The sequence below is a fragment of the Butyrivibrio sp. AE3009 genome (assembly GCF_000420845.1).
Classification (GTDB): domain Bacteria; phylum Bacillota; class Clostridia; order Lachnospirales; family Lachnospiraceae; genus Butyrivibrio.
In genome coordinates this window covers 56,730-81,355 of sequence record NZ_ATVS01000004.1, presented here as the reverse complement: position 1 = coordinate 81,355, position 24,626 = coordinate 56,730, and the positions used below count along the sequence as shown (strand labels likewise).

At 44.6% G+C, this 24,626-nt stretch carries 23 protein-coding genes; 18 read left to right on the top strand and 5 right to left on the bottom strand.

From position 1 onward, the window contains the following. The first annotated feature begins 20 nt into the window (after positions 1-20). The 6 genes from G588_RS0103515 to trpA all read left to right on the top strand — a co-directional run bounded on the left by G588_RS0103515 (position 21) and on the right by trpA (position 5,375). Positions 21-545 (top strand): hypothetical protein, encoded by a 525-nt coding sequence (locus G588_RS0103515; protein ID WP_022777377.1) that lies wholly within the window; start codon positions 21-23, stop codon positions 543-545. A gap of 435 nt (positions 546-980) precedes the next feature. Next, positions 981-1,997, top strand: a complete 1,017-nt coding sequence (trpD, locus tag G588_RS0103510; RefSeq protein WP_022777376.1) for an anthranilate phosphoribosyltransferase — start codon at positions 981-983, stop codon at positions 1,995-1,997. A gap of 9 nt (positions 1,998-2,006) precedes the next feature. Next, positions 2,007-2,786, top strand: coding sequence for an indole-3-glycerol phosphate synthase TrpC (gene trpC, locus G588_RS0103505; protein WP_022777375.1), 780 nt, complete (start codon positions 2,007-2,009; stop codon positions 2,784-2,786). 33 nt (positions 2,787-2,819) lie between these two features. After that, positions 2,820-3,425 carry a phosphoribosylanthranilate isomerase gene (locus tag G588_RS0103500; RefSeq protein WP_026668559.1) on the top strand — a complete coding sequence of 202 codons (606 nt, stop codon included), beginning with the start codon at positions 2,820-2,822 and terminating at the stop codon, positions 3,423-3,425. Continuing rightward, entirely contained in the window at positions 3,422-4,612 is a 1,191-nt protein-coding gene (trpB, locus tag G588_RS0103495; RefSeq protein ID WP_026668558.1) for a tryptophan synthase subunit beta, read from the top strand. The genes G588_RS0103500 and trpB overlap by 4 nt, the downstream gene beginning before the upstream one ends. Continuing rightward, positions 4,605-5,375, top strand: a complete 771-nt coding sequence (trpA, locus tag G588_RS0103490) for a tryptophan synthase subunit alpha (protein WP_022777374.1) — start codon at positions 4,605-4,607, stop codon at positions 5,373-5,375. Before trpB ends, trpA begins: the two co-directional genes overlap by 8 nt. A gap of 120 nt (positions 5,376-5,495) precedes the next feature. On the opposite strand, the gene G588_RS19035 is transcribed toward trpA, so the two are convergent. Then, complete coding sequence (locus G588_RS19035; RefSeq protein ID WP_022777373.1) at positions 5,496-6,428, bottom strand: alpha/beta hydrolase; 933 nt, start codon at positions 6,426-6,428, stop codon at positions 5,496-5,498. Positions 6,429-6,716: 288 nt separating this feature from the next. Between G588_RS19035 and G588_RS21210 the strand changes: the two genes are divergently transcribed. The 5 genes from G588_RS21210 to G588_RS0103460 all read left to right on the top strand — a co-directional run bounded on the left by G588_RS21210 (position 6,717) and on the right by G588_RS0103460 (position 14,729). Beyond that, complete coding sequence (locus G588_RS21210) at positions 6,717-10,553, top strand: endo-1,4-beta-xylanase (protein ID WP_022777372.1); 3,837 nt, start codon at positions 6,717-6,719, stop codon at positions 10,551-10,553. Positions 10,554-10,667: 114 nt separating this feature from the next. Further along, positions 10,668-12,185, top strand: a complete 1,518-nt coding sequence (locus G588_RS0103475; RefSeq protein ID WP_022777371.1) for an MBOAT family O-acyltransferase — start codon at positions 10,668-10,670, stop codon at positions 12,183-12,185. An 18-nt stretch (positions 12,186-12,203) separates the two neighbouring features. Then, positions 12,204-13,292, top strand: coding sequence for a hypothetical protein (locus G588_RS0103470; RefSeq protein WP_022777370.1), 1,089 nt, complete (start codon positions 12,204-12,206; stop codon positions 13,290-13,292). An 87-nt stretch (positions 13,293-13,379) separates the two neighbouring features. After that, positions 13,380-13,625, top strand: coding sequence for a TIGR03905 family TSCPD domain-containing protein (locus G588_RS0103465; RefSeq protein WP_022777369.1), 246 nt, complete (start codon positions 13,380-13,382; stop codon positions 13,623-13,625). Positions 13,626-13,652: 27 nt separating this feature from the next. Further along, a complete protein-coding gene (locus tag G588_RS0103460; protein ID WP_022777368.1) occupies positions 13,653-14,729 on the top strand; it encodes an undecaprenyldiphospho-muramoylpentapeptide beta-N-acetylglucosaminyltransferase in 1,077 nt (358 codons plus the stop codon). Positions 14,730-14,834: 105 nt separating this feature from the next. Here the strand turns inward: G588_RS0103460 and G588_RS0103455 are convergent, their stop codons facing one another. Together G588_RS0103455 and G588_RS0103450 are read right to left on the bottom strand one after the other, a co-directional pair. Then, positions 14,835-15,998: a GGDEF domain-containing protein gene (locus G588_RS0103455; protein ID WP_022777367.1), complete on the bottom strand. Its 1,164-nt coding sequence runs from the start codon at positions 15,996-15,998 to the stop codon at positions 14,835-14,837. Positions 15,999-16,093: 95 nt separating this feature from the next. Continuing rightward, complete coding sequence (locus G588_RS0103450; RefSeq protein WP_022777366.1) at positions 16,094-16,951, bottom strand: alpha/beta hydrolase; 858 nt, start codon at positions 16,949-16,951, stop codon at positions 16,094-16,096. Between the two features lie 192 nt (positions 16,952-17,143). On the opposite strand from G588_RS0103450, the gene G588_RS0103445 reads away from it, so the two are divergent. Further along, positions 17,144-17,608 carry a hypothetical protein gene (locus tag G588_RS0103445; RefSeq protein WP_022777365.1) on the top strand — a complete coding sequence of 155 codons (465 nt, stop codon included), beginning with the start codon at positions 17,144-17,146 and terminating at the stop codon, positions 17,606-17,608. A gap of 340 nt (positions 17,609-17,948) precedes the next feature. Here the strand turns inward: G588_RS0103445 and G588_RS0103440 are convergent, their stop codons facing one another. Together G588_RS0103440 and G588_RS0103435 are read right to left on the bottom strand one after the other, a co-directional pair. Then, positions 17,949-18,488 (bottom strand): NADH peroxidase, encoded by a 540-nt coding sequence (locus G588_RS0103440; RefSeq protein WP_022777364.1) that lies wholly within the window; start codon positions 18,486-18,488, stop codon positions 17,949-17,951. 66 nt (positions 18,489-18,554) lie between these two features. Then, positions 18,555-18,947, bottom strand: coding sequence for a Fur family transcriptional regulator (locus G588_RS0103435; protein WP_022777363.1), 393 nt, complete (start codon positions 18,945-18,947; stop codon positions 18,555-18,557). A gap of 224 nt (positions 18,948-19,171) precedes the next feature. On the opposite strand from G588_RS0103435, the gene G588_RS0103430 reads away from it, so the two are divergent. The 6 genes from G588_RS0103430 to G588_RS0103405 all read left to right on the top strand — a co-directional run bounded on the left by G588_RS0103430 (position 19,172) and on the right by G588_RS0103405 (position 24,569). After that, complete coding sequence (locus G588_RS0103430) at positions 19,172-20,038, top strand: MurR/RpiR family transcriptional regulator (protein ID WP_022777362.1); 867 nt, start codon at positions 19,172-19,174, stop codon at positions 20,036-20,038. A 14-nt stretch (positions 20,039-20,052) separates the two neighbouring features. Next, entirely contained in the window at positions 20,053-20,532 is a 480-nt protein-coding gene (locus G588_RS0103425) for an S-ribosylhomocysteine lyase (RefSeq protein ID WP_022777361.1), read from the top strand. Between the two features lie 141 nt (positions 20,533-20,673). After that, on the top strand, positions 20,674-21,231 hold the full coding sequence (locus tag G588_RS0103420; protein WP_022777360.1) for an ECF-type riboflavin transporter substrate-binding protein: 558 nt from the start codon (positions 20,674-20,676) through the stop codon (positions 21,229-21,231). A gap of 4 nt (positions 21,232-21,235) precedes the next feature. Next, complete coding sequence (locus G588_RS0103415) at positions 21,236-22,963, top strand: ABC transporter ATP-binding protein (protein ID WP_022777359.1); 1,728 nt, start codon at positions 21,236-21,238, stop codon at positions 22,961-22,963. Between the two features lie 3 nt (positions 22,964-22,966). Beyond that, positions 22,967-23,794, top strand: a complete 828-nt coding sequence (locus tag G588_RS0103410) for an energy-coupling factor transporter transmembrane component T family protein (protein ID WP_022777358.1) — start codon at positions 22,967-22,969, stop codon at positions 23,792-23,794. Positions 23,795-23,867: 73 nt separating this feature from the next. After that, a complete protein-coding gene (locus G588_RS0103405; protein ID WP_022777357.1) occupies positions 23,868-24,569 on the top strand; it encodes a 5'-methylthioadenosine/adenosylhomocysteine nucleosidase in 702 nt (233 codons plus the stop codon). Positions 24,570-24,626: the final 57 nt, after the last annotated feature.

The following is a 24,626-nucleotide window of genomic DNA, read 5'->3' as shown; positions in this document are numbered from 1 at the left end:
AATTGAAAGGTGAAACAATTATGAATTACAGAAAGTTTATTGCATTAACTCTGACTTTTGTGGTAGTTATTTTGGCAGTAGGCTGCAGCATGTCAAAGAATCCGGCTCTGACGAAGAATATGAAAAAATACAAAATGTCATTGTCTGAAGATTCGAAGGCCAACAAATATGATGATTTCAAAAATATAGAAGCCACTATAAGCGAATACACAAAGGAAATGCCTGACAGTATCAGCGAAGATGACTTCATTGCATATTATACCTATGATGGAACTTCATCAGTTAATGACGGCTATCTTGTATATAAGCAGGATGGTAATTTCAAGGTTGAAGGAAGCTCTTTCAGAGGAGGCGATACTTACGGATACAGTGGTAAGGTAGGTAACAAACAGGCTTTCCTCACAGATATCTCCGCTCTTGAGTTCAAAGAATATTATGAAAATGATCTTCCGGGCGGTGAGGAATGCTATGGTCTTGTAATATATGAGTCCAATGGCAAGACAGTTGCAACCTATACTACCAATCTCTTTTCTGAAGACTATTGACATATTAATGCAATGGGGTTAAACTGTTAACCAAGTTAATACTTTAAACTGATGAAGCGGAGATAAAGGCTAAGATGCCTTCACAGAGAGCCCGACATAGCTGAGAACGGGTAAGAAACAGGTAGTCAAATGGACCGTTGAGGGTGCAGTCAAATGCCTCTTATATAACAAACAGGAGGCAGAGTATTCTGCAACGTGAGCGCATACGTTAGTTGCGACGAATATGTTAGTATTCGAATTAAGCGCGTAGGAACATCATCACTACGAATTCAAGGTGGCACCGCGGATAGTATTTTAGTACATTCGTCCTTGACAGAGGTATATTCTCTGCCAAGGACTTTTTTATTGCTTAGCGTTTTGGCAGGAGAATAGCCAAGACGCTTTTTTACGTTACTAATCGACCAAAAACAACAGTAAAGACAGGAGAAAAAGAAGATGATCAAGGAAGCAATCGTTAAAATCGTAAACAAAGAAGACCTTACTTATGATGAAGCCTATGCGGTAATGAATGAAATTATGAGCGGAGAAACAACTCCTACACAGAATGCAGCCTTTTTGTCCGCTCTTTCAACCAAGAGTGCAAGGGCAGAGACAACAGATGAGATTGCAGGCTGCGCAGCTGCCATGAGAGAGCACGCTACACTGGTTGATACCGGAATGGATATATTCGAGATAGTTGGAACCGGAGGAGATAACGCAGGAAGCTTTAACATTTCTACAACCTCAGCACTGGTTGCTGCAGCAGGCGGAATGAAGGTTGCCAAGCACGGAAACAGAGCAGCCTCTTCAAAGTGCGGAACCGCCGACTGCCTTGAGGCTCTTGGAGTAAATATTTTGCAGGATCCAAAGAAGTGCGTTGAGCTACTTGAGAAGGTTGGAATGTGCTTCTTCTTTGCACAGAAGTACCACACCTCAATGAAATATGTAGGACCTATCAGAAAGGAGCTTGGATTCAGAACAGTATTCAACATCCTTGGTCCTCTTACCAACCCCGGCAAGCCTGCAATGCAGCTTCTCGGCGTGTATGACGAGTATCTTGTTGAACCCCTTGCGCAGGTTCTTGTAAGCCTTGGAGTCAAGAGAGGAATGGTAGTGTACGGACAGGACAAGCTGGATGAGATATCCTTAAGTGCACCCACCACAGTCTGCGAGATCAAGGACGGATGGTACAAGGTTTACACCATAACTCCCGAGGATTTCGGCCTCACAAGATGTGAGAAGAAGAACCTCTTAGGCGGAACCCCTGAGGAGAATGCTAAGATCACAAGAAAGATTCTGGCAGGAGAAAAGGGACCCAAGAGAGATGCGGTTCTTATGAACGCCGGAGCTTCTCTATACATCGGCGGCAAGGCAGCTTCTTTTGCAGAAGGAATAAAGCTTGCAGCAGAGATTATCGATTCAGGCAAGGCAACAGAGACATTAAACAAGTTTATCGAAGTAAGTAACTCATAAGGAAAGATTATGACTATTCTTGACGAACTGGCACATCACGCCGCATACAGGACAGAAGAAGCTAAAAAAGTTAAGCCTCTTTCAGAGGTAAGAAGGCAGGCAGAGGGCCTTCCAAAGGGCGATTTCGAATTTGAGAAAGCCTTAAGAAAACCCGGAATGTCTTTTATCTGTGAATGCAAAAAGGCATCTCCGTCAAAGGGACTTATAGCGCCGGATTTTCCATATCTTGATATTGCAAAAGAGTATGAAGAGGCAGGTGCGGACTGCATCTCAGTCCTGACAGAGCCCAAGTGGTTCCTGGGGTCCGATGAATACTTAAGAGAGATCGCTGCTAAGGTTACAACTCCTTGCATCCGTAAGGATTTCACAGTAGATGAGTACATGATCTACGAGGCCAAGAACCTCGGTGCCAAGGCAGTTCTTCTAATCTGCTCAATCCTTGAGAAGGAGCAGATAAAAGAGTACATGAATATCTGCGATGACCTGGGACTGTCAGCTCTTGTGGAAACCCATGACGAGAAGGAAATCGAGATGGCTGTATCGGTCGGGGCAAGGATAATAGGCGTAAATAACAGGAATCTTAAGGACTTTAATGTCGATACTTCAAATTCCGCAAGACTTAGGAGTCTTGTTTCCGCAGATACGATTTTCGTATCCGAGAGCGGAATATCAAGAGGGGAAGACATAATTGCGTTAAAAAACATCGGTGTTGATGCGGTTCTTATAGGGGAGATGCTCATGCGGGCAACCGATAAAAAAGCTCTCCTGCGGGAACTTAAGGGGCTCTGAAGTCTTCGGATTTGAAATATAATGGTGAAAAATATGGTAAAGATCAAGCTCTGCGGCTTATCAAGAAAAGAGGATATCGAAGCGGCTAACAAGCTTAATCCCGACTTCATAGGTTTTGTCTTTTATGAAAAAAGCAGCAGAAATGTCACAAAAGAACAGGCAAAGCTCTTAAAGAGCCTTCTTAATCCCGAAATTAAGGCCGTGGGAGTATTCGTTGATGAGGATATCTCTTTTATCAAAGAGCTTATAAGCGAAGGAATCATAGATATTGCACAGCTCCACGGATCGGAGGATGAAGAGTACATCGCCGTGATCAAGAAGCAGACCAAGGCTCCGGTGATCAAGGCCTTCAAGGTCAGAGAAAAAGAGGATGTTGATCTTGCCAACAGATCCGGTGCCGATTATGTACTGCTTGATTCAGGAATGGGAACAGGAAAGCCTTTTAACTGGGAGCTACTTCAAGGGATAAAAAGAGAATACTTCCTTGCGGGAGGTCTTGACCCTGAGAATGTAAGACAGGCTCTTGAGGTGACAGGAGCCTATGGTGTTGATGTAAGCTCGGGAATTGAAACAGATAAAAAGAAAGATGCAGCAAAGATGAAGCGCTTTGTGGAAAACGTAAGAGGAGAAATATTATGACTAATCCAAAGGGAAGATTTGGTGTACACGGCGGACAGTACATTCCGGAAACACTGATGAATGCAGTGATAGAGCTGGAAGAAGCCTACAATAAATACAAGGATGACCCTGAATTTAACAGGGAACTTACAGAGCTTTTTAACGAATATGCAGGTCGTCCTTCAAGGCTCTATTATGCAGAGAAGATGACTAAGGACCTGGGCGGAGCCAAGATCTATTTAAAGAGAGAGGATCTTAACCACACAGGAGCCCACAAGATAAACAACGTTCTGGGACAGGCACTTCTTGCCAAGAAAATGGGTAAGACAAGGCTTATCGCAGAAACGGGTGCAGGCCAGCACGGCGTTGCAACAGCCACCGCGGCAGCACTCTTTGGAATGGAATGTGTTGTGTTCATGGGAGAAGAGGACACCAAGAGACAGGCACTTAACGTATATAAGATGCGTCTTCTCGGAGCCGAAGTTATCCCCGTAACCTCAGGAACAGCAACCCTTAAGGATGCTGTATCCGAGGCCATGAGAGAGTGGACCTCAAGAATCAGCGACACTCATTACTGCCTCGGATCGGTCATGGGACCTCATCCTTTCCCTACAATTGTCCGTGACTTCCAGGCAATTATTTCCAAAGAGATCAAGGAGCAGATGCTGGAAAAAGAAGGTAAGCTTCCCGATGCAGTAATAGCCTGCGTCGGAGGTGGATCCAACGCCATTGGAAGCTTCTATAATTTCATAGAGGATAAGAGCGTAAGGCTCATCGGGTGTGAGGCCGCAGGCAGAGGAATAGACACCTTCGAGACCGCAGCTACAATTAATACCGGCAAACTTGGTATTTTCCACGGTATGAAATCCTATTTCTGTCAGGATGAATATGGCCAGATAGCTCCCGTTTATTCAATTTCAGCCGGACTTGACTACCCGGGAATCGGCCCTGAGCATGCATATCTTCACGACAGCAAGAGAGCTGAATACGTTGCGATAACAGATGATGAGGCGGTTGATGCCTTTGAATACCTCTCAAGGACAGAGGGAATCATTCCTGCCATCGAGTCATCCCATGCCGTTGCCCATGCAATGAAGATCGCACCTACTATGGATAAGGATCAGATAATAGTAATCACAATTTCAGGCCGCGGAGACAAGGACTGCGCCGCCATTGCCCGTTACAGAGGGGAGGATATCAATGAGTAATATCAAGAATGCTTTTGCAAACGGTAAGGCCTTCGTAGCCTTCATAACCTGCGGTGATCCGGACCTTGAGACCACAAAAAAGACCGTTATAGAAGCCGCCAATAACGGAGCGGACCTTATAGAGCTGGGAATTCCCTTTTCCGACCCGACAGCCGAAGGACCTGTAATCCAGGGAGCTAACCTTCGTGCATTGAAGGGCGGTGTTACCACAGACAAGATCTTTGATTTTGTTAAGGATGTGAGAAAAGAAGTTACGATTCCCCTTGTCTTCATGACCTATGCCAACGTAGTATATTCCTACGGCGCGGAGAAATTCATGGCGGGCTGCAAAGAGGCAGGCATTGACGGAATCATTCTTCCTGATCTTCCTTTTGAGGAAAAAGAGGAATTTGATGAAGTATGTGATAAGTACGGCGTTGATCTTGTATCACTGATAGCGCCTACTTCAGAGAACAGAATAGCCATGATCGCCAAGGAAGCCAAGGGCTTTTTGTACATCGTATCAAGCCTTGGAGTAACAGGAACAAGAAGCGAGATCACAACAGATCTTGGTTCAATGGTCAAAATTGTAAAAGAAAACACAGATATCCCCTGTGCCATCGGTTTTGGAATCTCAACGCCGGAGCAGGCAGAGAAGATATCCAAGCTCTCGGACGGCGTCATTGTCGGATCCGCTATTATCAAGATACTTGAGAAGTATGGCAAGGATGCGCCGAAGTATGTGGGAGAATATGTTAAGAGTATGAAAGAGGCGATTGCCTGACAGTTAATTGGGGACGATATGAGTCAGTGGGGACGGTTCTTTGTGACTCGCTTTCGTGAGTCACAAAGAACCGTCCCCACTGACTCATACCGTCCCCTTGTCTTACAACTTGCCATAAATTCAGAACGAAATCTTTATCAAAAAACTTCCAATCTTATTCCAATAATTTGTTGGATCCTTCACCACTCCTTCAATATGACCCGCGCCAAGAACCATACAGAACTGCTTGGGACAAGCCGCTGCCTCGTAGAGGCGTGAGCACATGTGGGGATCAATGAAGGTATCATTATCACCGTGGATAAAAAGTGTAGGTGTCTTACTCATCTTAACTGCATCGATGGGGCGAACTTTATTGATATCATATCCGGCCTTGCACAGAATCGCGATTCTTGATATGCCAAGTGCGATTGGTGTGGGAACCAGAGAGTATTTGAAACTCTTGTAGGTGTCAGCGAACTGTTCACGAAGTGAAGAGTAAGAGCTGTCTGCTATTACTCCTTTGACGTTCTCCGGGAGATTTTCGCCGGATGTCATAAGAGCTGTGGCGGCGCCCATGCTCATTCCGTGGAGAATGATCTTGGCTTCCTTATCTCTTTTGATTATCCAGTGGATCCACTCGAGGATATCAAGTCTGTCATCATAGCCGTAGCCAATGTATTTGCCTTCGCTCTTACCAAAGCCTCTAAGGTCGGGAAGCAGGCAGTTAATACCCTTCTCAAGGTAGTGCTCGGCGTATATTCCGCCTGATTCGTGGTTATCACGGATTCCGTGGATAAGTATCACATATCTGTGGCTCTCATCTTTGGCAGGAATGTAGGATGCATGAAGCCTTAGCTGATCGATGCTGTCGATGTACATGTCCTGTCTGCGTTCATGATTTCTGATAAACTTACGTCCCTTGGTTATTTCGGGGGAAGCGTCCATATAATCATCTTCGTCAGTGTGCTGACGGGGAACTGAGGATATTCCGTATATATAATTTCCGAAGGCATAAGCACCGCCGAAAAGAGCGGTAAAAATGCCTAATTTCAAAAAAGTATTCTTCTTACTCATTTCTACTCCTAACAATATGTTATAGATTGTTTCGACTATATCATATAATACCATTATTTGGGAGAATTATCGCATTATTTAGATTTTCTTAATGGAAATTGTGGCATTATCCGGATTTTGTAAGAGTGTGAAATATACAATTTGCAGAAATGATGGCAAAAATTGACGATATCATAGCATGTTTTGAGAAGATATATGTGCGATAATGCTAAATAATAAGATTACCGCATTGTGCGTTGGGGATATGTGCACAATAAAACATAATTTTACAGGAGGGAAAGGAGAACTATGTACAAAAAGTTTACGGGGATTATGTCCCTTGCTATGGCCGGAATGCTCGCAGCAAGCTCTTTTGCACCAGCATCTACAGCAATGGCAGCGGACGAAGAAGAAGTAATTCTTCTGGAAGAAGCCGAGGATGCTGCGTCAGAAGCAGCTAATGCGGACGATTCCGACGAAGCAGTTTTACTTGATGAAACAGCTGATGAGTCCGGAGAGGATGACGGATCCGGAACAGCGAGGGACGAGCAGCCCGGAGGGGAAAACGAGGAAGTTAAGGACACTCTTGAATTCGTAAACAGATGGGTTTCATCAGACAAGTGCGGGAATAAGATCACATTCCAGTCACAGTATCAGGAATATTTATATACATTTCCTAAGAGCTTCGCAGCAGCTGACTGCGAGGAAATTGTGATAACAGTTGCAGATCAGGAAAACAATATTGCGCTGAAGATCTACGATGATTCTATGGCCGAACATGTTGCCGGTTATACTTTTGTTGGAAGTGATGAGTATTCAATCACACCTAATTTTGATGGCGAAGTAACTGCAATTGGCATTATGTCAATGCCGGGGAATGAGGCAGATTATCCTTACAGCATCACGATCAAAGATATCAAGGCAACAGTTAATGCTTCAGGAAGCGAGAATGAGCAGGTAATCACATACGGTCCTGAGAGCATGAAGTTTAAGAACAGATGGGTAGAAGAAGAGGTTGTTGAAGGCAATACACTTACTTTCTCACAGGATTGGAATGAGTATTGGTTCCACTTAAACAGAGAGTTCAATGCTGAGAAGATCAAGTCCATCACAGTTAAGACCAAGGATCAGACAGCTTCTCTTGCTTTCAAGATCTATGATGCTGATGGAAACGAGATTGAGCCTTTCTATGGAAAGAGCGGCGCCAATGAATATACAGTAATTCCTACACAATCAGGAACAGTTACAGATTTCGCTTTTATGGCAGATCAGAACAACAAGGAATATCCTGTTTCAGTTACTGTTGAGAGCGTTGTATTTGTAGAGGATACTTCAAAAGATGAGGAAGAAGAGCCTTCAGACAATGAAGTTGAGTATGACATCGTTAACCTCCGCGACGCAGTAGGCGAGGTTATGGGCGACGACTTCATCATCGGTACAGCTATCAGCTACATGGAGTTTGCTGATGAGAAGGAAATGGCTCTTGTTACCAAGCACTTCAACGGCTGCACACTTGGAAACGAGCTTAAGCCCGACTCCATGATCAGCAAGACGGAGATTACAACTTATGAACTTAATGGTGAAGAGGTACAGTTCCCTGTACTTAACTTCTCAACACCTGACAGATATCTTGATTTCTTCATGGATTGGAACGAGAAGAACCCTGAGAAGTTCATCAAGATCAGAGGACACGTTCTTTTATGGCATGCTCAGACTCCCGAGATCATCTTCCATGAGGATTTCGATACCAGCAAGCCCTATGTAACAACTGATGTTATGAACAAGCGTCTTGAGGTTTACATCAGAGAAGTTGCAAGGCACTATGTATCAGAAGACAGCAAGTACAAGGATCTCTTCTATGGATGGGACGTTGTTAACGAAGCTATCAGCGACGGAACAGGTTCCTACAGAACAATGGCAGATCAGCCTTCATCATCCTGGTGGGGATTATATCAGAGCCCTGAGTTCATCCAGAATGCATTCGTATATGCTAACAAGTACTATCCTTCAAACATTGCTCTTTTCTATAACGATTACAACGACACAAGCACAAATAAGGTTAACGGAATCTGCAAGCTCCTTGAGACTGTAAAGGCTACACCCGGAGCAAGAATCGACGGATTCGGAATGCAGGGCCACTATCAGATCGCAAACAACGATCCTTCAATGGAGGCTTTCAGAACAGCAGCTACAAGATATTCCAAGATTGTTGATCAGGTTCAGGTAACAGAGCTTGACTTCAAGGGCAGCAAGAACTCAACAGATGAGAGACTTGCCAAGAGATATAAAGATCTCTATGACACAATCAGAAGACTTAGAAATGAAGGCGTTAACATCACAGGCATGACAATCTGGGGTGTAGTAGATAAGCACTCATGGCTTCAGAACTCCAACTCAGTTGGCGGCGCAGCTTCAGGAAAAGTTAGACAGTATCCTCTTCTGTTCAACGATCACTATAAGGCTAAGAATGCATTCTGGGCACTTGTAGATGGCGGCGAGCTTATGCCTGAGGTTAGAACAGTAACACTTTGTCAGCTTGTAAATGAGGATTACTCAGCAGGCGAGACATATGAGTTCAAGACAGATGCAGGCAAGGTTTCCTTCGCTCCTTTGTGGGAAGAAGGCGGCATCGCAGTTAAGGTATCCGTTCAGGATTCTACAGCAGATGAGACAGATAAGATCGTTCTCTATGCTACAGACGGTTCCATCAGGAAGGCTGTAGTAGCAAGATCAGAGGCTACAGCTACAGAAAATGGTTATGAAGCAGTTCTTAAACTCGCAGTTGATGCTGACAAGCTTTCACTTAACGCAGTTAAGCTTGACGTTGTAGTAACAGACGGCGAGAAGGATTTCGCATTTGGTGATACACAGCTTAAGCAGAGCGAGAGATCAGCTTACTACGCAGAGACAATTCTTAAGCCTCTTATCACAGTTAAGAATGGCACAGTAGAAGTTAACGCTAAGGATCTTGACGAAGTTTGGGAAGATGTTAATTCCTTTGCTCTTGCAATCAACGGCGGCGCAGAGGCAACAGCTACAGCCAAGGTTGTTTGGGATGAAGAGAACCTCTATGTTCTTGCAGAAGTTAAGGACAGCATCCTTAACAAGGATTCCTCTGATGAATATCAGCAGGATTCATTAGAAGTATTCATCGACGAGAACAATGGTAAGACTTCTGCTTACGAAGATGATGACAAGCAGTACAGAATCAACTTCGAGAATACACAGAGTTTCAACGGCACTAAGTGCAAACCTGAGTTTGTTACATCTGACGTGTACGTAACGGAGGACGGCTACAGAGTAGTAGCAGCCTTCAAGTGGACAGACATCACACCTGTAGTAGGTAATAAGGTTGGTTTCGATGTTCAGGTTAATGATGCTGACAATAGCGGCAAGAGAACAGGAACTATCAACTGGGCAGACAGCACAGGTAACGGATGGTCATCACCTTCTGTATTAGGTACAATCGTTCTTTCAGACGAGACCGCCAAGGCCGGTGAGTACTACACCAAGTGGGGATGCACATACTACAAGCATAGTAACGGAGTAAATCATACAGGATTCCTTAAGACCAAACATGGTAAGCGTTACTTCAACAAGAAGGGACATCTTGTAAAGTCATCTTTCATAAAAGAAGGCAACAATGAGTACTACGCTAACAACGAAGGTTATATTGTAATCGGCTTCTTTAAGAAATGGGGCAGCACCTATTATGCTGATGCTGAAGGCGTAATTCAGAAGGATAAGATCGTTGAGATTAAGGGTGACAAGTACTACTTCGATAAGAAGGGTATCATGGTATTCCAGGATTTTGTCAATATAGGTGAAAAGACTTATTACTTTGGCAAAGACGGTAAGATGTGGTATGGTGAGCTTTTGAAATGGAAAACTCGCTACTATTACTGTGATCTTGAAACCGGTGAATTGAAGAAGGGCTTCTTTGATTATAAGGGCAACACATACTTCTTTGACAGAAAGACCGGTCTCAGAGCATCAGGTTGGGTTGAAGATGGCGGAAACAAGTACTACGCTTACAAGCAGGGTGTTATCTTCAAGAATGACGTTCTTAAGATTGGCAAGAAGTGGTATCAGTTCGACGGCACAGGTATTTTAATAGCTGTGTATGACAAGAATCCCAGAAAGTAATTCATTATAAGATTTTCAGCGGGGCTTCGCAGCAGTGCGAAGCCTCGTTTTTCGTTTAAGGATAGCAGCAAATATGTTATACTCTTTTCGGATAATATCAGATGGAGAGTATAAATGGGTTTTAATTCCTTTCAGTTTATATTACTGTTTCTGCCGGCACTTCTGGCAGGATGGTACATATTCAATAGATTTGAGAAGTTTGCAGTGGCGGATGTATTTTTATGTCTTATGTCACTGTATTTCTATTATTCCTTTGGAGCATCCTTTCTTGTGATACTTCTTGTGAGCATGGCAGGTAACTATCTGCTTAGCTTTTTTATGGACAGGATTTCCGGCAAAAGAGTGCTGAAGACAGTAGGAGTTTTATTTAATCTTGCACTTCTTTTTTATTTCAAATACCTGGGATTTTTTGTGGATAACGTTAATGCCCTGACAGGAGGGACTCTTACTGCGAGACAGATCCTTATGCCTATTGGTATCAGCTTTTTTACCTTTGGACAGATCTCTTTTATCGTTGACAGGGCAAATGGCAAGGCGCCTCACTATCCTGTTCTTAAATATGTTATGTACACTGTTTATTTTCCCAAGCTCATTCAGGGTCCCATCGCCTTCCATGAGGAGATGATCAGCCAGTTCGAGGATAAGAGCCTTAGGCGCTTTGATGCAGACAATTTTGCCAAGGGTCTCATGTCCTTTATCATTGGTCTGGGCAAAAAGGCGATTCTGGCGGACACTCTGTCCAAAGTGGTTGTCTATGGTTTCCACTACACCTATTATCTTGACACCATAACCGTAACGCTGGTGATGCTGGCCTATACCTTCCAGATCTATCTTGACTTCTCAGGTTACTGCGATATGGCAAGCGGCGTCAGCCTTATGCTTAACTACAAGCTTCCCGTGAACTTCAATTCGCCCTACAAGGCTGCAACACCCAAGGAACTGTGGCAGCGCTGGCATATGACGCTCTCCAGATTTTTCATAAGGTATGTGTATATTCCTCTTGGGGGTAGCAGGAAGGGCAAGATCAGGACTATGATCAATGTCCTTATAGTATTTGCTCTGTCCGGATTATGGCACGGAGCAGGTTGGACCTATATCTGCTGGGGCCTTATGCAGGGACTTCTTGTGGTTTGGGACAACCTGGGAATTGTGGGAGTCAAGGATAAAGATGGCAACAAGAGCGGCAAGTTCCTATTCAGAAAAGAACCTCTTCTCTGGATTCCCCACAGTCTTGGCAATGCCTTTACTTTTATAATGTTCGTTGTATCACTGGTGTTCTTCGGATCACAGAACATGACCTATGCGATCCAGATGTTCAAGCAGTTCTTTTTCTTCACCTATCCGGGATTTTTGTATAAGACCTCAGAGAATATGAAGCTTGCTGAGAACTATCTTCCAAGACAGCTTGCAACCCAGCTCCATATGAGCGACGGAGTCATGAACATTATTTATGTTACTACTTTTGTGATTATTCTTCTGATCAGCGCTATCGTCATGACCAGGAAGAATACGCAGGAAATGGTGGAGACATTAAGGCGTGACGGCAAGACAATTGCCTTCCTTACACTGATTTTTATCTGGTCCTTCGTTTCTCTCTCAAACGTAAGCACCTTCATCTATTTCCAGTTCTGATGGGGAATGAGTAAACCTATGAATAAGGCTAATAAACATACATCAACTTCATTTATAAAAAGGCTGCTGATAACCATTCTGGCGGTGGCGGTTCTGATAGGAGGCACGGTCTACGTTTTTGACCCTTTCTATCATTACCACAAGCCCTGGTTTGGTCTTAAGGCAGTTCTTAACGACAAGGAATACCAGTGCATCGGGACGCTGAGGAATTTTGACTATGATGCTCTCCTGGTGGGCTCCTCAGTTATGGAAAACAATGACAATTCCTGGTACGATGAGGCCTACAATGTAAGATCAATCAAGGCCATCAGATCCTACGGAGCAACAGCAGATCTGTGCTATCTTCTGGATGCTGCCTATGAGAGTCATGATATCAAATATGTTTTTTACAACATAGATCCTTCATCACTTTCGGCGTCTGCAGAGCCAACCTATGAATCCACAGGCTGCCCCATGTACCTGTATGATAAGAATCCCTTCAATGATGTGAAGTACCTTTTTAACAAGGACGTTCTTCTTGAGAAGATTCCCTATCAGCTGGCCAATTCCTTTATAGGGGATTACAACGAGAATCTATCTTACAACTGGGCTAAGTGGAAGAGCTTTGGCCCGGAGCTGGCCCTTGGCCTATACAACAGGCTGGAGGAAACAGCTCCTATGATGGAAAAAGATGTGTACCGGGCGGAGCTTGATGCCAACATCGAGCTTCTGACAAGTCAGGTCAAGGCCCATCCGGAGACGCAGTTTGTATTCTTTTATCCAACCTATTCGATGCTGTGGTGGGACGGAATTGTCAGAAGCGGCGAGAGAGATGCATACATTTACAATGAAAAAGAGATGACGAAAGCTCTTTTAGCCTATGACAATGTGCGTATCTTCTGCTTCCAGAATGACAGAGAAGTGGCTACCAACCTTGATAATTACATGGATACCATTCATTTTTCTCCAAAGATCAACAGGCGGATGCTGGATAAAATGATCGCCGGCGAGGATGAGATGACACTTGAGAATTATGAAGAGATTCTTGACGGCGTAGCGCAATTTTCCGAAGATGTGGTTAATGAGTTGATCATCCCTTACGAAGAGCAGGGACTTCTTCATAATTGAGTCAGCTAGGGGACTGTCCCCTTTCAGAAAAAAGTGGTATCATGAATTGAATTATGAAGTTTTATAAGTTCTAAGGAGATATTTACAATGGTTTACAAGACAAAAGGAACCTGTTCAACACAGATCGACATTGATGTTGAAGGTGGAATCATAAAGAGCGTCAGCTTTACCGGCGGCTGCAATGGCAATCTTAAGGGCGTTTCCAAGCTGGTTGAAGGAATGAAGGGCGAGGATGCTATTGCAAAGCTTCGCGGAATCAAGTGCGGATTCAAGGATACTTCATGTCCCGATCAGCTCTCCTATGCCATCGAAGAGGCTATGAAACAGGCTTAAGGCCGAAGAAAAAGAAGGAAAACAATCGTGAGTGAGAATAAAAAGACTATAGTACTGACAGGCGGCGGAAGTGCGGGACATGTAACTCCCAATATCGCACTGATTCCTGCCCTTAAAAAAGCAGGCTACGAGATTTTTTACATAGGCTCCTATAACGGTATTGAGAAGAAGCTTATCGAGGATTACAACATTCCTTATTTCGGAATTGCCACCGGCAAGCTCAGAAGATATTTTGATCCAAAGAATTTTTCTGATCCCTTCAGAGTACTCAAGGGATTTACGGAGGCGGTCAAGCTCCTTAGGAAGATTCATCCCGATGTGGTCTTTTCCAAGGGCGGATTTGTAAGTGTGCCTGTTGTTAGGGCTGCAGGATTTCTGAAGATTCCTTATATCGTCCATGAATCAGATATGACACCGGGACTTGCCAACAAGCTCAGCATGACCGGAGCTAAGAAGATCTGCTGTAACTTCCCTGAGACCATGAGGGTTCTTCCTGCAGACAAGGCGGTTCTTACCGGAACGCCCATAAGAGAAGAGCTGGGTATGGGCTCCAAGGAAGAAGGCAAGAAGTTCTGCGGATTCACCGATGACAAGCCTGTACTAATGGTAATCGGCGGTAGCCTCGGAGCACAGTCAGTGAATGAGACCGTAAGATATGCGCTTCCGAGGCTCCTTCCACAGTTCAATGTGGTACACATCTGCGGAAAAGAGAAGATGGATAACTTGAAGCTCTCGGTTCCCGGCTACAAGCAGTTTGAGTATGTTAAGAACGAACTCAAGGATATATTTGCAATGGCTGATATCGTAGTATCAAGAGCCGGAGCCAATTCTATCTGCGAGCTGCTGGCTCTCAAAAAGCCCAACATCCTGATCCCGCTGTCCACCAAGGCAAGCCGCGGAGACCAGATGCTGAACGCACGAAGCTTCGAGCAGCAGGGCTTTTCATTGGTTATAGACAATGATGATCTTGATGAGGATATCTTGGTTGAGACTATTCAGGATCTGTTCGAGAACCGTGAGAAATATATTGAGAATATGAGTAAGAGTAATCTGCATAGTGCGACGAATACGATTGTGCAGATTATTAACGAAGAAGCGAAGTAAAAGAACGGTTGTGAGTCAATGGGGACGGTTCTTTGTGACTCACGTAGCGAGTCACAAAGAACCGTCCCCATTGACTCGCAACCGTCCCCTTGTCATCTCACGTCTTTACTTTGCTTTATTTAGTTGTCTATGGAATTCTTCCGTCTTCTGATGCTGTATCTCCTTATCCTTATACAGCTCCGCATCCGCCGCCACAAGTGCATCATCGATTCTGACGGAAGGTGTAGTACATTTGTAGATACCGATGCTGAAAGACGGTGTAAAGGACAGATTCGAATTTTTTTCCAGTTCCTTGGATATCTTCTCTCTCAGATTTTCGGCAATACTCATATCCTTGCCGGCGATAACGAACTCATCGCCGCCCCACCTTGATGCCATGGCGTCCTTGGACTGGGTTACTTTGGTAAGAGCATTGGAGAAGGCGATCAGGGCTCTGTCGCCCTCTTCGTGGCCAAGTATATCGTTGATACTCTTGAAAAAGTCGATGTCTATCATGATTATGCACAGAGGCTTCTCTAGGCTGCAGCTTGGAAGCTCTTCGTTGATATAGTCGCTGATCCTTCTTCTGTTATTAAGCCTTGTCAGTGCGTCGGTATAGATCTTGGAATCCTGAATTTCCACAAAAATCTTAAGTACAATTGGAATAATGCACAGTTCGATAGAGGGAAGATTCATAAGAAATCCCACCATGAAGCCGCTTACTGTAAAGAAGAGAATAAACAGGATCTGGCTTCCGTACCTTCTTTTCTCAATCCTGGTCTTGGCTCTGTGCCTTTTGATCAGGGAAATGATAGTTGCCAGAATGAGATAGATGTAGTCCATCCAGGTGAGGAAAAAGAGTATAGGTCTTAGCTCCAGGGTATCGGTTATAACAAAGAGATTTTTGTTAAGCGGAGTGAATATGAATGCAAAACTTACAAGAAGAGGAAGAGAAGTGGCGATATACCACAGCTGCGCAAATTTCCTTCTTGGTTTAGTATCGGAGGATACGTAGATGAACCAGAAATAGCAGGATAAACTCATGGTGGCAAAGCCAAGCTCCGTCACCAGCATTGTAAACCAATGGGGGAAGTCGGCGTAAAAATTATCATTGGTAAAGCGCAGATCAACAAGGCCATATAGCATAAAGGAAAAAAGCATACCTTTAAATGCAAATGACTCTCTCTGGTCGGTGATATTTTCATTGGTCCTGGAATAGATAATGCACAGCGTGATCAGATAAATGGCAATTATCAGGGTGATCAGCGGTTTTATCTGGGCTTCAAGCATTTCACATCTCCGAAATAACGCACATGGATATGTTACATACCAACATTATAGCAAAAATAAAAGACTGCAAAAGCTTGCAGCCTTCTATTTAATAATTATTTAAAAAATACCTGTAAAGCGTGATATAAGTGGAGTTGCCATGCTTTCATGTCGTGAACGCCACCGGGGATAATGAAGAAGTCGTAGTTCTTGCCCTTTTCAAGGAACTCGCTCTCTTTTTCAGCTCTGTCCATGATCTCCTTGTGTTCTGCAAAGGCCATGTCCTGATCTCCGTTGCAGCAGAACATGTAGTCCAGGGTAAGTCCTTTTGCATAACCATCCTTGAGGGTTTCGCAGATACGGCTAACCTCCTTGTCGTGATCTCCGAAGGGGCCGCAGCATCCGGAAAATGGTCCATACCAGGAGAACAGATCGAAGTTGTTGTAAAAAGCAGCGCGATAGGTTGTCATTGAACCCAATGAAAGTCCGGCAAAAGCTCTGTGGGTTCTGGTGTTTACGAGGTTTGTCTCGGAAACGTCGCCTTCTGCGTAGGTTGCATACTGTTTTTCAAAGGAAGGGATCAGGTCTTTTCTGAGCTCGGTCTTGAAATTCTCGCATACATCCTCGTTGGGTCTCCCCTCATCGTGCATTATCTCTTCCGAAGGATAGAAAGTAGGAGTTACCACGATGCAGGGCTCGCACAGTCCCTCAGCTATCATGTTGTCCAGGATGGTAACTGTATCCGGGAACATCTTAAGCCACCACTCTTCGCCAAATCCGCCTCCGTGAAGAAGATAGAGAACGTTGTATTTTTTAGTCTTGTCATAACCTGTGGGAAGATATACGAAGGCCCCTTTGTGAATAGGTTCATCCTTCTCATCATAGGTGCGGCTGTCGTATTCGAATCTCTCCACAGTCCCCTTTTTGTCTGTTTCTGCCAGCATTTTGGCAGGCATCTCAAATACGTATTCCATAATTTTCATACCTCCATAGAATTACCATAGAATAAGTATCGCATTATATCGGGGCCGGCGCTTGTCTGTTATTGCGGAAGTTACGATGAATTTTTGCTAATTGACAGTAGCTATAAATATGATAAAATAGCTAAGTTGCACTTTGAAAAAAAGTTAAAGCGAGATTATATCTTTATATCAGGAGAAAATGAGATGAAAATGAAAAATGCTATTAAGTGGATTCTCGGCGCTGTAGCACTTGTACTTGTATGTGTGCTTGTTTATACAGTTTCCGGTAAGACACAGAATTCAGAGAATAATGAAGAGGAAGTTGCTGTAGCAGCAGAGGCTAGCTCAGAAGAGGCAGCCATCAAGTCACTGGTTCTTTCAAACCTTGACGATCTTGAGATTGGCATGAGAAAGCAGGACACAGGAATCTTCGCAAAGGTTGAGCTCAGCGAAGGTGCAACTCTTACAGAGGAAGACGTTGTATTCGTAAGCACCAACCCTGATGTTGCAGAAGTAACCTTTGACCGTATAACCCGCGCCAACAGTGTATACTGCGTAATCCTCGGTGTAGCCCCCGGCGAGACAGAGATCTACGCCGTAACCAAGGACGGCTCCCTTGAGACACCTCATAAGAAAGTTATTGTTACAGAAAACACAGTAACAGAATAATCTAAACTTTCCGCAGCCCTGATTCGAGTCGGGGCTGTTTTTTTATCCGCTTTCTCACCAAATCATCACTATATCTTATAACTTAAATTGTCTGGAACTATGATTCATTCCCACCCCCAGATTGAAGACGGATTCGACAACTGAAAGTGATTGCCACTATGAATCCCCCATAGGTAGTGGTAGCAATAAAACAGCCCATCTCGGCGGATCTGCGGTGATATTTGGAAAACTTATCTCACAGAAGCGTTTAGCACCGTGAGATAAGTTTTCCAAATATCGCCACAGACCCGCCGAGATGGGCGTCCTAATAATCACCACCGACTACCTGGTAGCCATACAATCACTTGAAGTAACGGGCGAGAAGTCCTGCGAAGGCTTTGCCGTGGCGAGCCTCATCGCGTCCGATTTCATGAACAGCGTCATGGATTGCATCGAGATCAAGAGCTTTTGCCTTCTTGGCAAGATCAGCACGGCCCTGAGTAGCGCCATACTCTGCATCTGCACGAAGCTCCAGATTCTTCTTGGTGGAATCTGTGATAACTTCACCTAAAAGCTCTGCAAAATGAGCAGCATGTTCAGCCTCTTCCCATGCAGCCTTCTCAAAGAATGCACCAATTTCGGGATATCCCTCGCGGATAGCTACTCTTGACATTGCAAGGTACATACCAACTTCGGTACACTCACCGTTAAACATTTCTCTGAGGCCATTCTTTATTTCCTCGGGAGCAGTAGAAGCTACACCAACAACATGTTCGCAAGCCCATACCTTATCGCCTTCCTGCTTAGTAAACTTCTCTGCAGGAGCCTTACATACAGGACAAGCCTCCGGGGGCTGATCTCCCTCATGAACATAACCACATACCTGACATACCCATTTCATATTGTGTCTCCTTTCTTGCGCTCTGCGCAAAAAGTGCATTTGCTGCACACCTGTTTCGTATAAACATTACCTGTTTTGCTCAAGACATTTTTCGCAAATACCGTAGAAATAGATCTTATGCCCTTCGATCTTTCCCGGAAAAGTCTTGCCTGCCACCTCATCGATCCTCTCGCTGATGTCATCCATTTCAATGTCCGTTATCTGCTTGCAACAGTTACAGATAAAGTGATTGTGATTCCTTACATCCCAGTCAAAATGCTCATAGCCATCGCCCACTCTGAATCTTGCGATCTCTCCTATATCGGATAGGAGCACAAGATTGCGGTAGACCGTTCCAAGGCTTATCTTGGGATAAATCTCGCGGATACTGTTATAGACTACTTCAGCTGTGGGATGGTCCTTTCGATCCTGCAGGAAATCTTTGATCATAGCTCTCTGCTTACTGTATTTCAGCGCCATGTATCACCTCCTGGTAATTTGAAAAAATCATCTCATACACAAAATCAGTAATCATTCCTAAAATCAAATATAGCATAAATATTCATCTATGTCACGTGTTTATAAAAGTTTAATATTTCCTTATAAAAAGTTTGCAATTTTATTTCGTTTTTGAATGAAATTTTGATATATACTAAAAATAGTAAAGTATAACCTTAATATTTATGAGGTGGAGGCTAAGTACTATGAATATAGTTAGTGAAAAGATCAAAAGCTGTTACAATACGCTCCCAAGTTCCGAAAGACTGGTTGCGGATTATGTTTTGGAGAGGAAAGACGATCTTTTCCAATATCCGATAAAAGAACTGGCGAGACTCTCCGGCACCACTCAGGCTGCCTGGACGAGATTTGCTCAGGCCATTGGCTACAGCGGCCTGAAGGACCTTAAGAATGCCTATTATGCAGAGGCAAACACCTCCCTTGCACAGGCTGACAAGGGTCCCAAGATCGCCTTCAAGGATGTAAACGAATACACCTCCCTTCAGTCAATTGCTGACAATATCTGCGCTACCAGCGTTCAGGCAGTGCAGACCACCTACAGATTGTTTGATGCAGGAACCTTTTCCGATGCGGTTACCAAGATCGTTGCAGCCAAGCAGATTCAGGTCTTTGGCGTAGGTACAGCCGGCGTGGCAGCCTATGACCTCTATTGCAAATTGCTGAGAATCCATTATAATGTTGTATTTAACCAGGACCAGCATATGAATCTCATGACTGTTTCCCAGATCTGCAGCGACGATGTGGCCATTTTCTTTAGTGACAATGCCAAGAATGCCGAGATAATGTCTCTTTTCAAGATTGCAAAAGAGAGAAATGCAGCAACCATCGCTGTTACCAAGCTTGGAAACAACGCACTTACCACCGGCTGCGATCACGTTCTTTTTGCCACATCTCCCGAGATCGATAAAAAGAGCGGAATCACCAGCTCCAGATTTGCCCAGCTTTTCCTTGTGGATACGCTTTATACAGCCATCGCAAACAGGGATTACGACAATATCAAAGGGTATCTTCGTGATTCATATGAAGTTTTCCATGAGTCCAATAAAGATTAAAGGAAGAGAACATAATGGAAAAAATAGCCAGCTTTACAGTGAATCACTTAGACCTCGAACCGGGCATCTACGTTTCAAGAAAAGATAAGGTTGGAGCAGAGACCATCACAACCTTCGATCTTAGAATGACTGCACCCAATAAGGAGCCTGTCATGAACACCGCAGAGGTGCATACAATGGAGCACCTTGGTGCCACCTTCCTTCGAAACGATGATGAGTACAAGGACAGAACCATCTATTTCGGACCTATGGGCTGCAGAACCGGTTTTTATGTAGTTCTTGCAGGAGACCTTGATTCCAAGGACATCGTACCTCTTATCACAAGGATGTACGAGTTTATCAGAGATTTTAAGGGAGAGGTTCCCGGAGCAAGTCCCAGAGACTGCGGCAACTACCTTGATATGAATCTTGGTATGGCCAATTTCCTGGCAAAAAGGTATCTCGACAATACCCTTTATAACATCGATGACAAGCACCTTAATTATCCGGAATGATCCACCGGAAAATATAACGAAAATTCAGAGAAGTTGCTCTAAATATGGGTAACTTCTCTTTTTTGTTACGTTTATATGCATTATAATTAATCTGTGCAGCAGGTAAATACCGCACCAATCTATCATAAAGGAGATAAGTGTATGAAATTCAAGTTAGGGATCAGAGAAATTGTTGCCATGGGTATTGGAACCGCACTTTTTGTAGTACTTACGACTGTGCAGATTCCGGTGTTTTTAATTCCGAACACCTTCCTTCAGCCCAGAATGGCTGTGCTGGCGTTCTTCTCAGCGGCCTTTGGCCCTATTGTCGGAGCTGTGATCGGAATCCTCGGCCATGCACTGGGAGATGCCATCTATTATTCCTCCGTATGGTGGAGCTGGGTATTTCCTGAAGCTGTTGTGGGCCTTTGCCTGGGACTTTTTGCCAAACAGTTCGAAGTAAGAGAAGGCGGATTTGCGGTAACACGTAATGTCATTTTGTTCAATGTGATTCAGATAATCGGTAACGCGATTGCCTGGTGCGTTATGGCACCACTCCTTGACATCCTTGTTTATTCTGAACCTGCCAACAAGGTATTTGCTCAGGGCACAGTTGCTTTTGTCCTTAATATAGTTGTCATCGGATTCCTTGGAACAGTGCTTCTTGTGGCTTACTCCAAGATCGCAGGAAGACAGTCGGGCCTTAAGGCGGAGGATTGACGGATTGGGTAAACATGAGCCAATCATCGAGTTTGCTGATGTGACTTTTAAATACAAGTCTCAGCAGCAACCGACGCTAAAGAACATCAACCTGAAAATATTTCCCGGAGAGAAGGTCCTTATCGCAGGACAGTCAGGCTCCGGGAAATCAACATTGGCACACTGCCTTAACGCTCTGATTCCCTGCTCCTATGCGGGGGACATGAGCGGCGTACTCCGGGTTTGTGGGGGAGAGCCCCGTCAGCTCGGAGTTTTTGGCATGTCCAAAAGAGTGGGGACCGTTCTGCAGGATACAGACGGACAGTTTATTGCCCTTACTGTGGGAGAGGACCTGGCTTTCGCCCTTGAGAACGAGTGCACACCAAAGGAAGAGATGGTTCAAAAAGTCAGCGAGGTAGCAGGAAAGCTTGAGCTGACAGAGTTCCTTGGAAGTGCGCCGGGAGCCCTCTCAGGTGGCCAGAAACAGCGCGTATCCCTTGGCGGAGTCATGACATGTGACGTGAAGATCCTTCTTTTTGATGAGCCCCTGGCCAATCTGGATCCGGCCACAGGCAAGCGCACCATTGCTCTAATAGACGAGCTGATGCAAAAAGAGGACCTGACCGTAATAATAATTGAGCACCGCCTGGAGGATGTTCTGTACAGGAAAGTTGACAGAATAGTCCTTATGGACGATGGCATGATCATCGCCGACAAGACACCGGATAAACTCCTTAGCAGCGACATCCTTAAAAGTCACGGGATCAGGGAGCCGCTCTACATAGCAGCTCTCAAGGCAGCAGGGGCACAGATATCACCTGAGGACGGCCCCTCGAGTATTGATACCATGGACCTTTCCGCTCACAAGGACAAGGTAAAGGAATGGTATCACCAAGCGGATAAGAATAAGGAACAGGAAAAAGGCGATACTCTTTTATCTCTGTCCCATCTACAATTCAGCTATAACGACACCAGACAGATAATTAAGGACGTAAGCTTTGACATTCATTCCGGTGAGATGGTAGCTCTTGTGGGTAAAAACGGTGCCGGCAAATCCACCATTGCATCACTTATATGCGGCTTCTTAAGACCTGATGAGGGAGTTATTTCCTGGAAAGGCCGGGATCTGTCTGATCTGTCAATAAAAGAGAGGGGCGAGATAATCGGCTACTGCATGCAGAGCCCCAATCAGATGATAAGCCGACCGATGATCTATGAGGAAGTTGCACTGGGCCTCACGGTGAGAGGCGTTCCCGAGAATGAGATTAAGGAGAGGGTCTACGAAGTCCTTAGGATCTGCGGCCTCTATCCATATAGGAACTGGCCTGTCTCCGCATTATCCTTCGGCCAGAAAAAGAGAGTCTCCATCGCTTCAATCCTTGTTATGGACCCTGATCTCATAATCCTTGACGAGCCAACCGCCGGTCAGGATTATGCCCACTACACGGAGATCATGGAGTTCCTGAAGGACTTAAGGAATCAGCTTGGAGTCACCATATTGATGATCACCCATGACATGCACCTGATGCTGGAATATACAGACAGGACGCTGGTTCTGGCAGACGGTGAGCTCCTTATGGACGGAAGACCCTGGGACGTTCTAACTAATGACGAAGTCTGTGACAGGGCTTATCTTAAGAGAACTTCGCTCTATGACCTTGCGGTCAAATGCGGCATTGACGACCCCGGAGATTTTGCAGCCACCTTCATAGAACATGAGAAACGAGAAAGAGGAGCTATAGAGGTAAAATAATACATGGCAAGGATCCTATCCTATGAAAAAAAGAATACCTTCGTACACAGATTAAGCGGCTTCACCAAGCTTCTTTTCCTTATCCTGTGGTGCTTTGCCGGCGCCATGACTTTTGAGACCCGGATACTTGTGGTGATGCTACTTATAGGCGCAGGTGTATATTATGTCGCTGACATAAAATGGAAACAGGTGAGCAGCGTATTTATTGCCATTATGATCTTCATGACTCTGAACCTTGTGGCAATCTTCTTTTTTGCGCCTTACCAGGGGTGTGAGATCTATGACAGCAGAACTGCAATCTGTCATCTCTTCGGCAATTACTATCTGACCAAAGAGCAGCTTTTTTACGAATTCAACGTATGTATCAAGTATTTCACTGTAATCCCCTCGGTATTCGTATTCCTTACAACCACCGATCCCAGTGAACTTGCCTCATCCCTTAACGGCGTGGGAGTTCCCTATTCCATAGCCTATTCCGTCGAGATAGCCCTGCGCTACATTCCCGATGTTCAGGACGAGTACACCAGGATTAAAAATGCCCAGCAGGCCAGAGGAATTGAAATGAGCGCCAAGGGGAGTCTTCTTAAAAGAATCAAAAACACCTCGCTGATAATTTTTCCTCTGATCTTCTCCAGCATGGAGAAAATAGAAGTTGTAAGTAACGCCATGGAACTTAGGGGCTTTGGGAAAAAGCCTAAGAGGACCTGGTACAGCAAACGGCCGTTGACTAGTATCGATCTGTATGTGATATCTTTTATCACTTTGTTCTGTATTGCGACAATGATCATCACTTTTGCGGACGGAAACAGATTCTTTAATCCTTTTAGGTAGAATAACCGTATCAAAATGGATTATAATTAACAGGATAATTTTGACACCTACATCATCATATAGGAGAATGCCAATGAAAATAGGAATAATCGGAGCTATGGAAGTTGAGGTTGAGACCCTCAAGAAGAACATGGAGATCAAAAATATCGTTAAGAAGGCCTCTATGGAGTTCTTCGAAGGAACGATCGGAGGCACCGAGGCAGTTGTTGTAAGAAGCGGAATCTGTAAGGTTAATGCCGGAATCTGCGTTCAGATTCTTGTGGATACCTTCGGCGTTACCCACGTTATCAACACCGGGGCAGCAGGCTCTCTTGATGCTAAGATCAACATCGGAGACATCGTACTCTCTACAGATGCTGTATATCACGACGTTGATGCAACTGTTTTTGGATACAAGAAGGGTGAGATCCCTCAGCTGGGAGTACAGACCTTTGAGGCAGATAAGACACTCAGAGCTGCTGCAAAAAAGGCTATTGAGACAGTAGTTACGGATCAGCAGGTCTTCGAAGGAAGAGTCTGCAGCGGTGATCAGTTCATCTGTGACAAGGCAGTTAAGGACGCTATCATAGCTGATTTTGACGGAATGTGCTGCGAGATGGAAGGAACCGGCATTGCTCAGGCATGCTTTTTGAACAACATTCCATTTCTTATTATCCGCGCCATCTCAGACAAGGCAGATGGAAGCGAGATCAAGGATTATCCGGAATTCGAGGCTAAGGCAGCAAGGGACTGCGCCGCAGCTACGCTTGAACTTCTTAAGTCCCTGATAGACTAAATTAATATTGTATTAAAATAGCCGGTGGCAAGTTATTTGCCACCGGCTGTTTGCTAT

What these genes read in the sequence shown, in the direction of transcription:
- trpA (WP_022777374.1), top strand. Translation starts at nt 4,605, where the DNA reads ATGAGTAATATCAAGAATGCTTTTGCAAACGGTAAGGCCTTCGTAGCC.
- G588_RS0103515 (WP_022777377.1), top strand. Translation starts at nt 21, where the DNA reads ATGAATTACAGAAAGTTTATTGCATTAACTCTGACTTTTGTGGTAGTT.
- trpC (WP_022777375.1), top strand. Translation starts at nt 2,007, where the DNA reads ATGACTATTCTTGACGAACTGGCACATCACGCCGCATACAGGACAGAA.
- G588_RS0103405 (WP_022777357.1), top strand. Translation starts at nt 23,868, where the DNA reads ATGAAAATAGGAATAATCGGAGCTATGGAAGTTGAGGTTGAGACCCTC.
- G588_RS0103435 (WP_022777363.1), bottom strand. Translation starts at nt 18,947, where the DNA reads ATGGCGCTGAAATACAGTAAGCAGAGAGCTATGATCAAAGATTTCCTG.
- G588_RS0103425 (WP_022777361.1), top strand. Translation starts at nt 20,053, where the DNA reads ATGGAAAAAATAGCCAGCTTTACAGTGAATCACTTAGACCTCGAACCG.
- G588_RS0103455 (WP_022777367.1), bottom strand. Translation starts at nt 15,998, where the DNA reads ATGCTTGAAGCCCAGATAAAACCGCTGATCACCCTGATAATTGCCATT.
- G588_RS19035 (WP_022777373.1), bottom strand. Translation starts at nt 6,428, where the DNA reads ATGAGTAAGAAGAATACTTTTTTGAAATTAGGCATTTTTACCGCTCTT.
- G588_RS0103445 (WP_022777365.1), top strand. Translation starts at nt 17,144, where the DNA reads ATGAAAATGAAAAATGCTATTAAGTGGATTCTCGGCGCTGTAGCACTT.
- G588_RS0103450 (WP_022777366.1), bottom strand. Translation starts at nt 16,951, where the DNA reads ATGGAATACGTATTTGAGATGCCTGCCAAAATGCTGGCAGAAACAGAC.
- G588_RS0103430 (WP_022777362.1), top strand. Translation starts at nt 19,172, where the DNA reads ATGAATATAGTTAGTGAAAAGATCAAAAGCTGTTACAATACGCTCCCA.
- G588_RS0103470 (WP_022777370.1), top strand. Translation starts at nt 12,204, where the DNA reads ATGAATAAGGCTAATAAACATACATCAACTTCATTTATAAAAAGGCTG.
- G588_RS21210 (WP_022777372.1), top strand. Translation starts at nt 6,717, where the DNA reads ATGTACAAAAAGTTTACGGGGATTATGTCCCTTGCTATGGCCGGAATG.
- G588_RS0103465 (WP_022777369.1), top strand. Translation starts at nt 13,380, where the DNA reads ATGGTTTACAAGACAAAAGGAACCTGTTCAACACAGATCGACATTGAT.
- trpB (WP_026668558.1), top strand. Translation starts at nt 3,422, where the DNA reads ATGACTAATCCAAAGGGAAGATTTGGTGTACACGGCGGACAGTACATT.
- G588_RS0103500 (WP_026668559.1), top strand. Translation starts at nt 2,820, where the DNA reads ATGGTAAAGATCAAGCTCTGCGGCTTATCAAGAAAAGAGGATATCGAA.
- G588_RS0103410 (WP_022777358.1), top strand. Translation starts at nt 22,967, where the DNA reads ATGGCAAGGATCCTATCCTATGAAAAAAAGAATACCTTCGTACACAGA.
- G588_RS0103475 (WP_022777371.1), top strand. Translation starts at nt 10,668, where the DNA reads ATGGGTTTTAATTCCTTTCAGTTTATATTACTGTTTCTGCCGGCACTT.
- G588_RS0103440 (WP_022777364.1), bottom strand. Translation starts at nt 18,488, where the DNA reads ATGAAATGGGTATGTCAGGTATGTGGTTATGTTCATGAGGGAGATCAG.
- trpD (WP_022777376.1), top strand. Translation starts at nt 981, where the DNA reads ATGATCAAGGAAGCAATCGTTAAAATCGTAAACAAAGAAGACCTTACT.
- G588_RS0103420 (WP_022777360.1), top strand. Translation starts at nt 20,674, where the DNA reads ATGAAATTCAAGTTAGGGATCAGAGAAATTGTTGCCATGGGTATTGGA.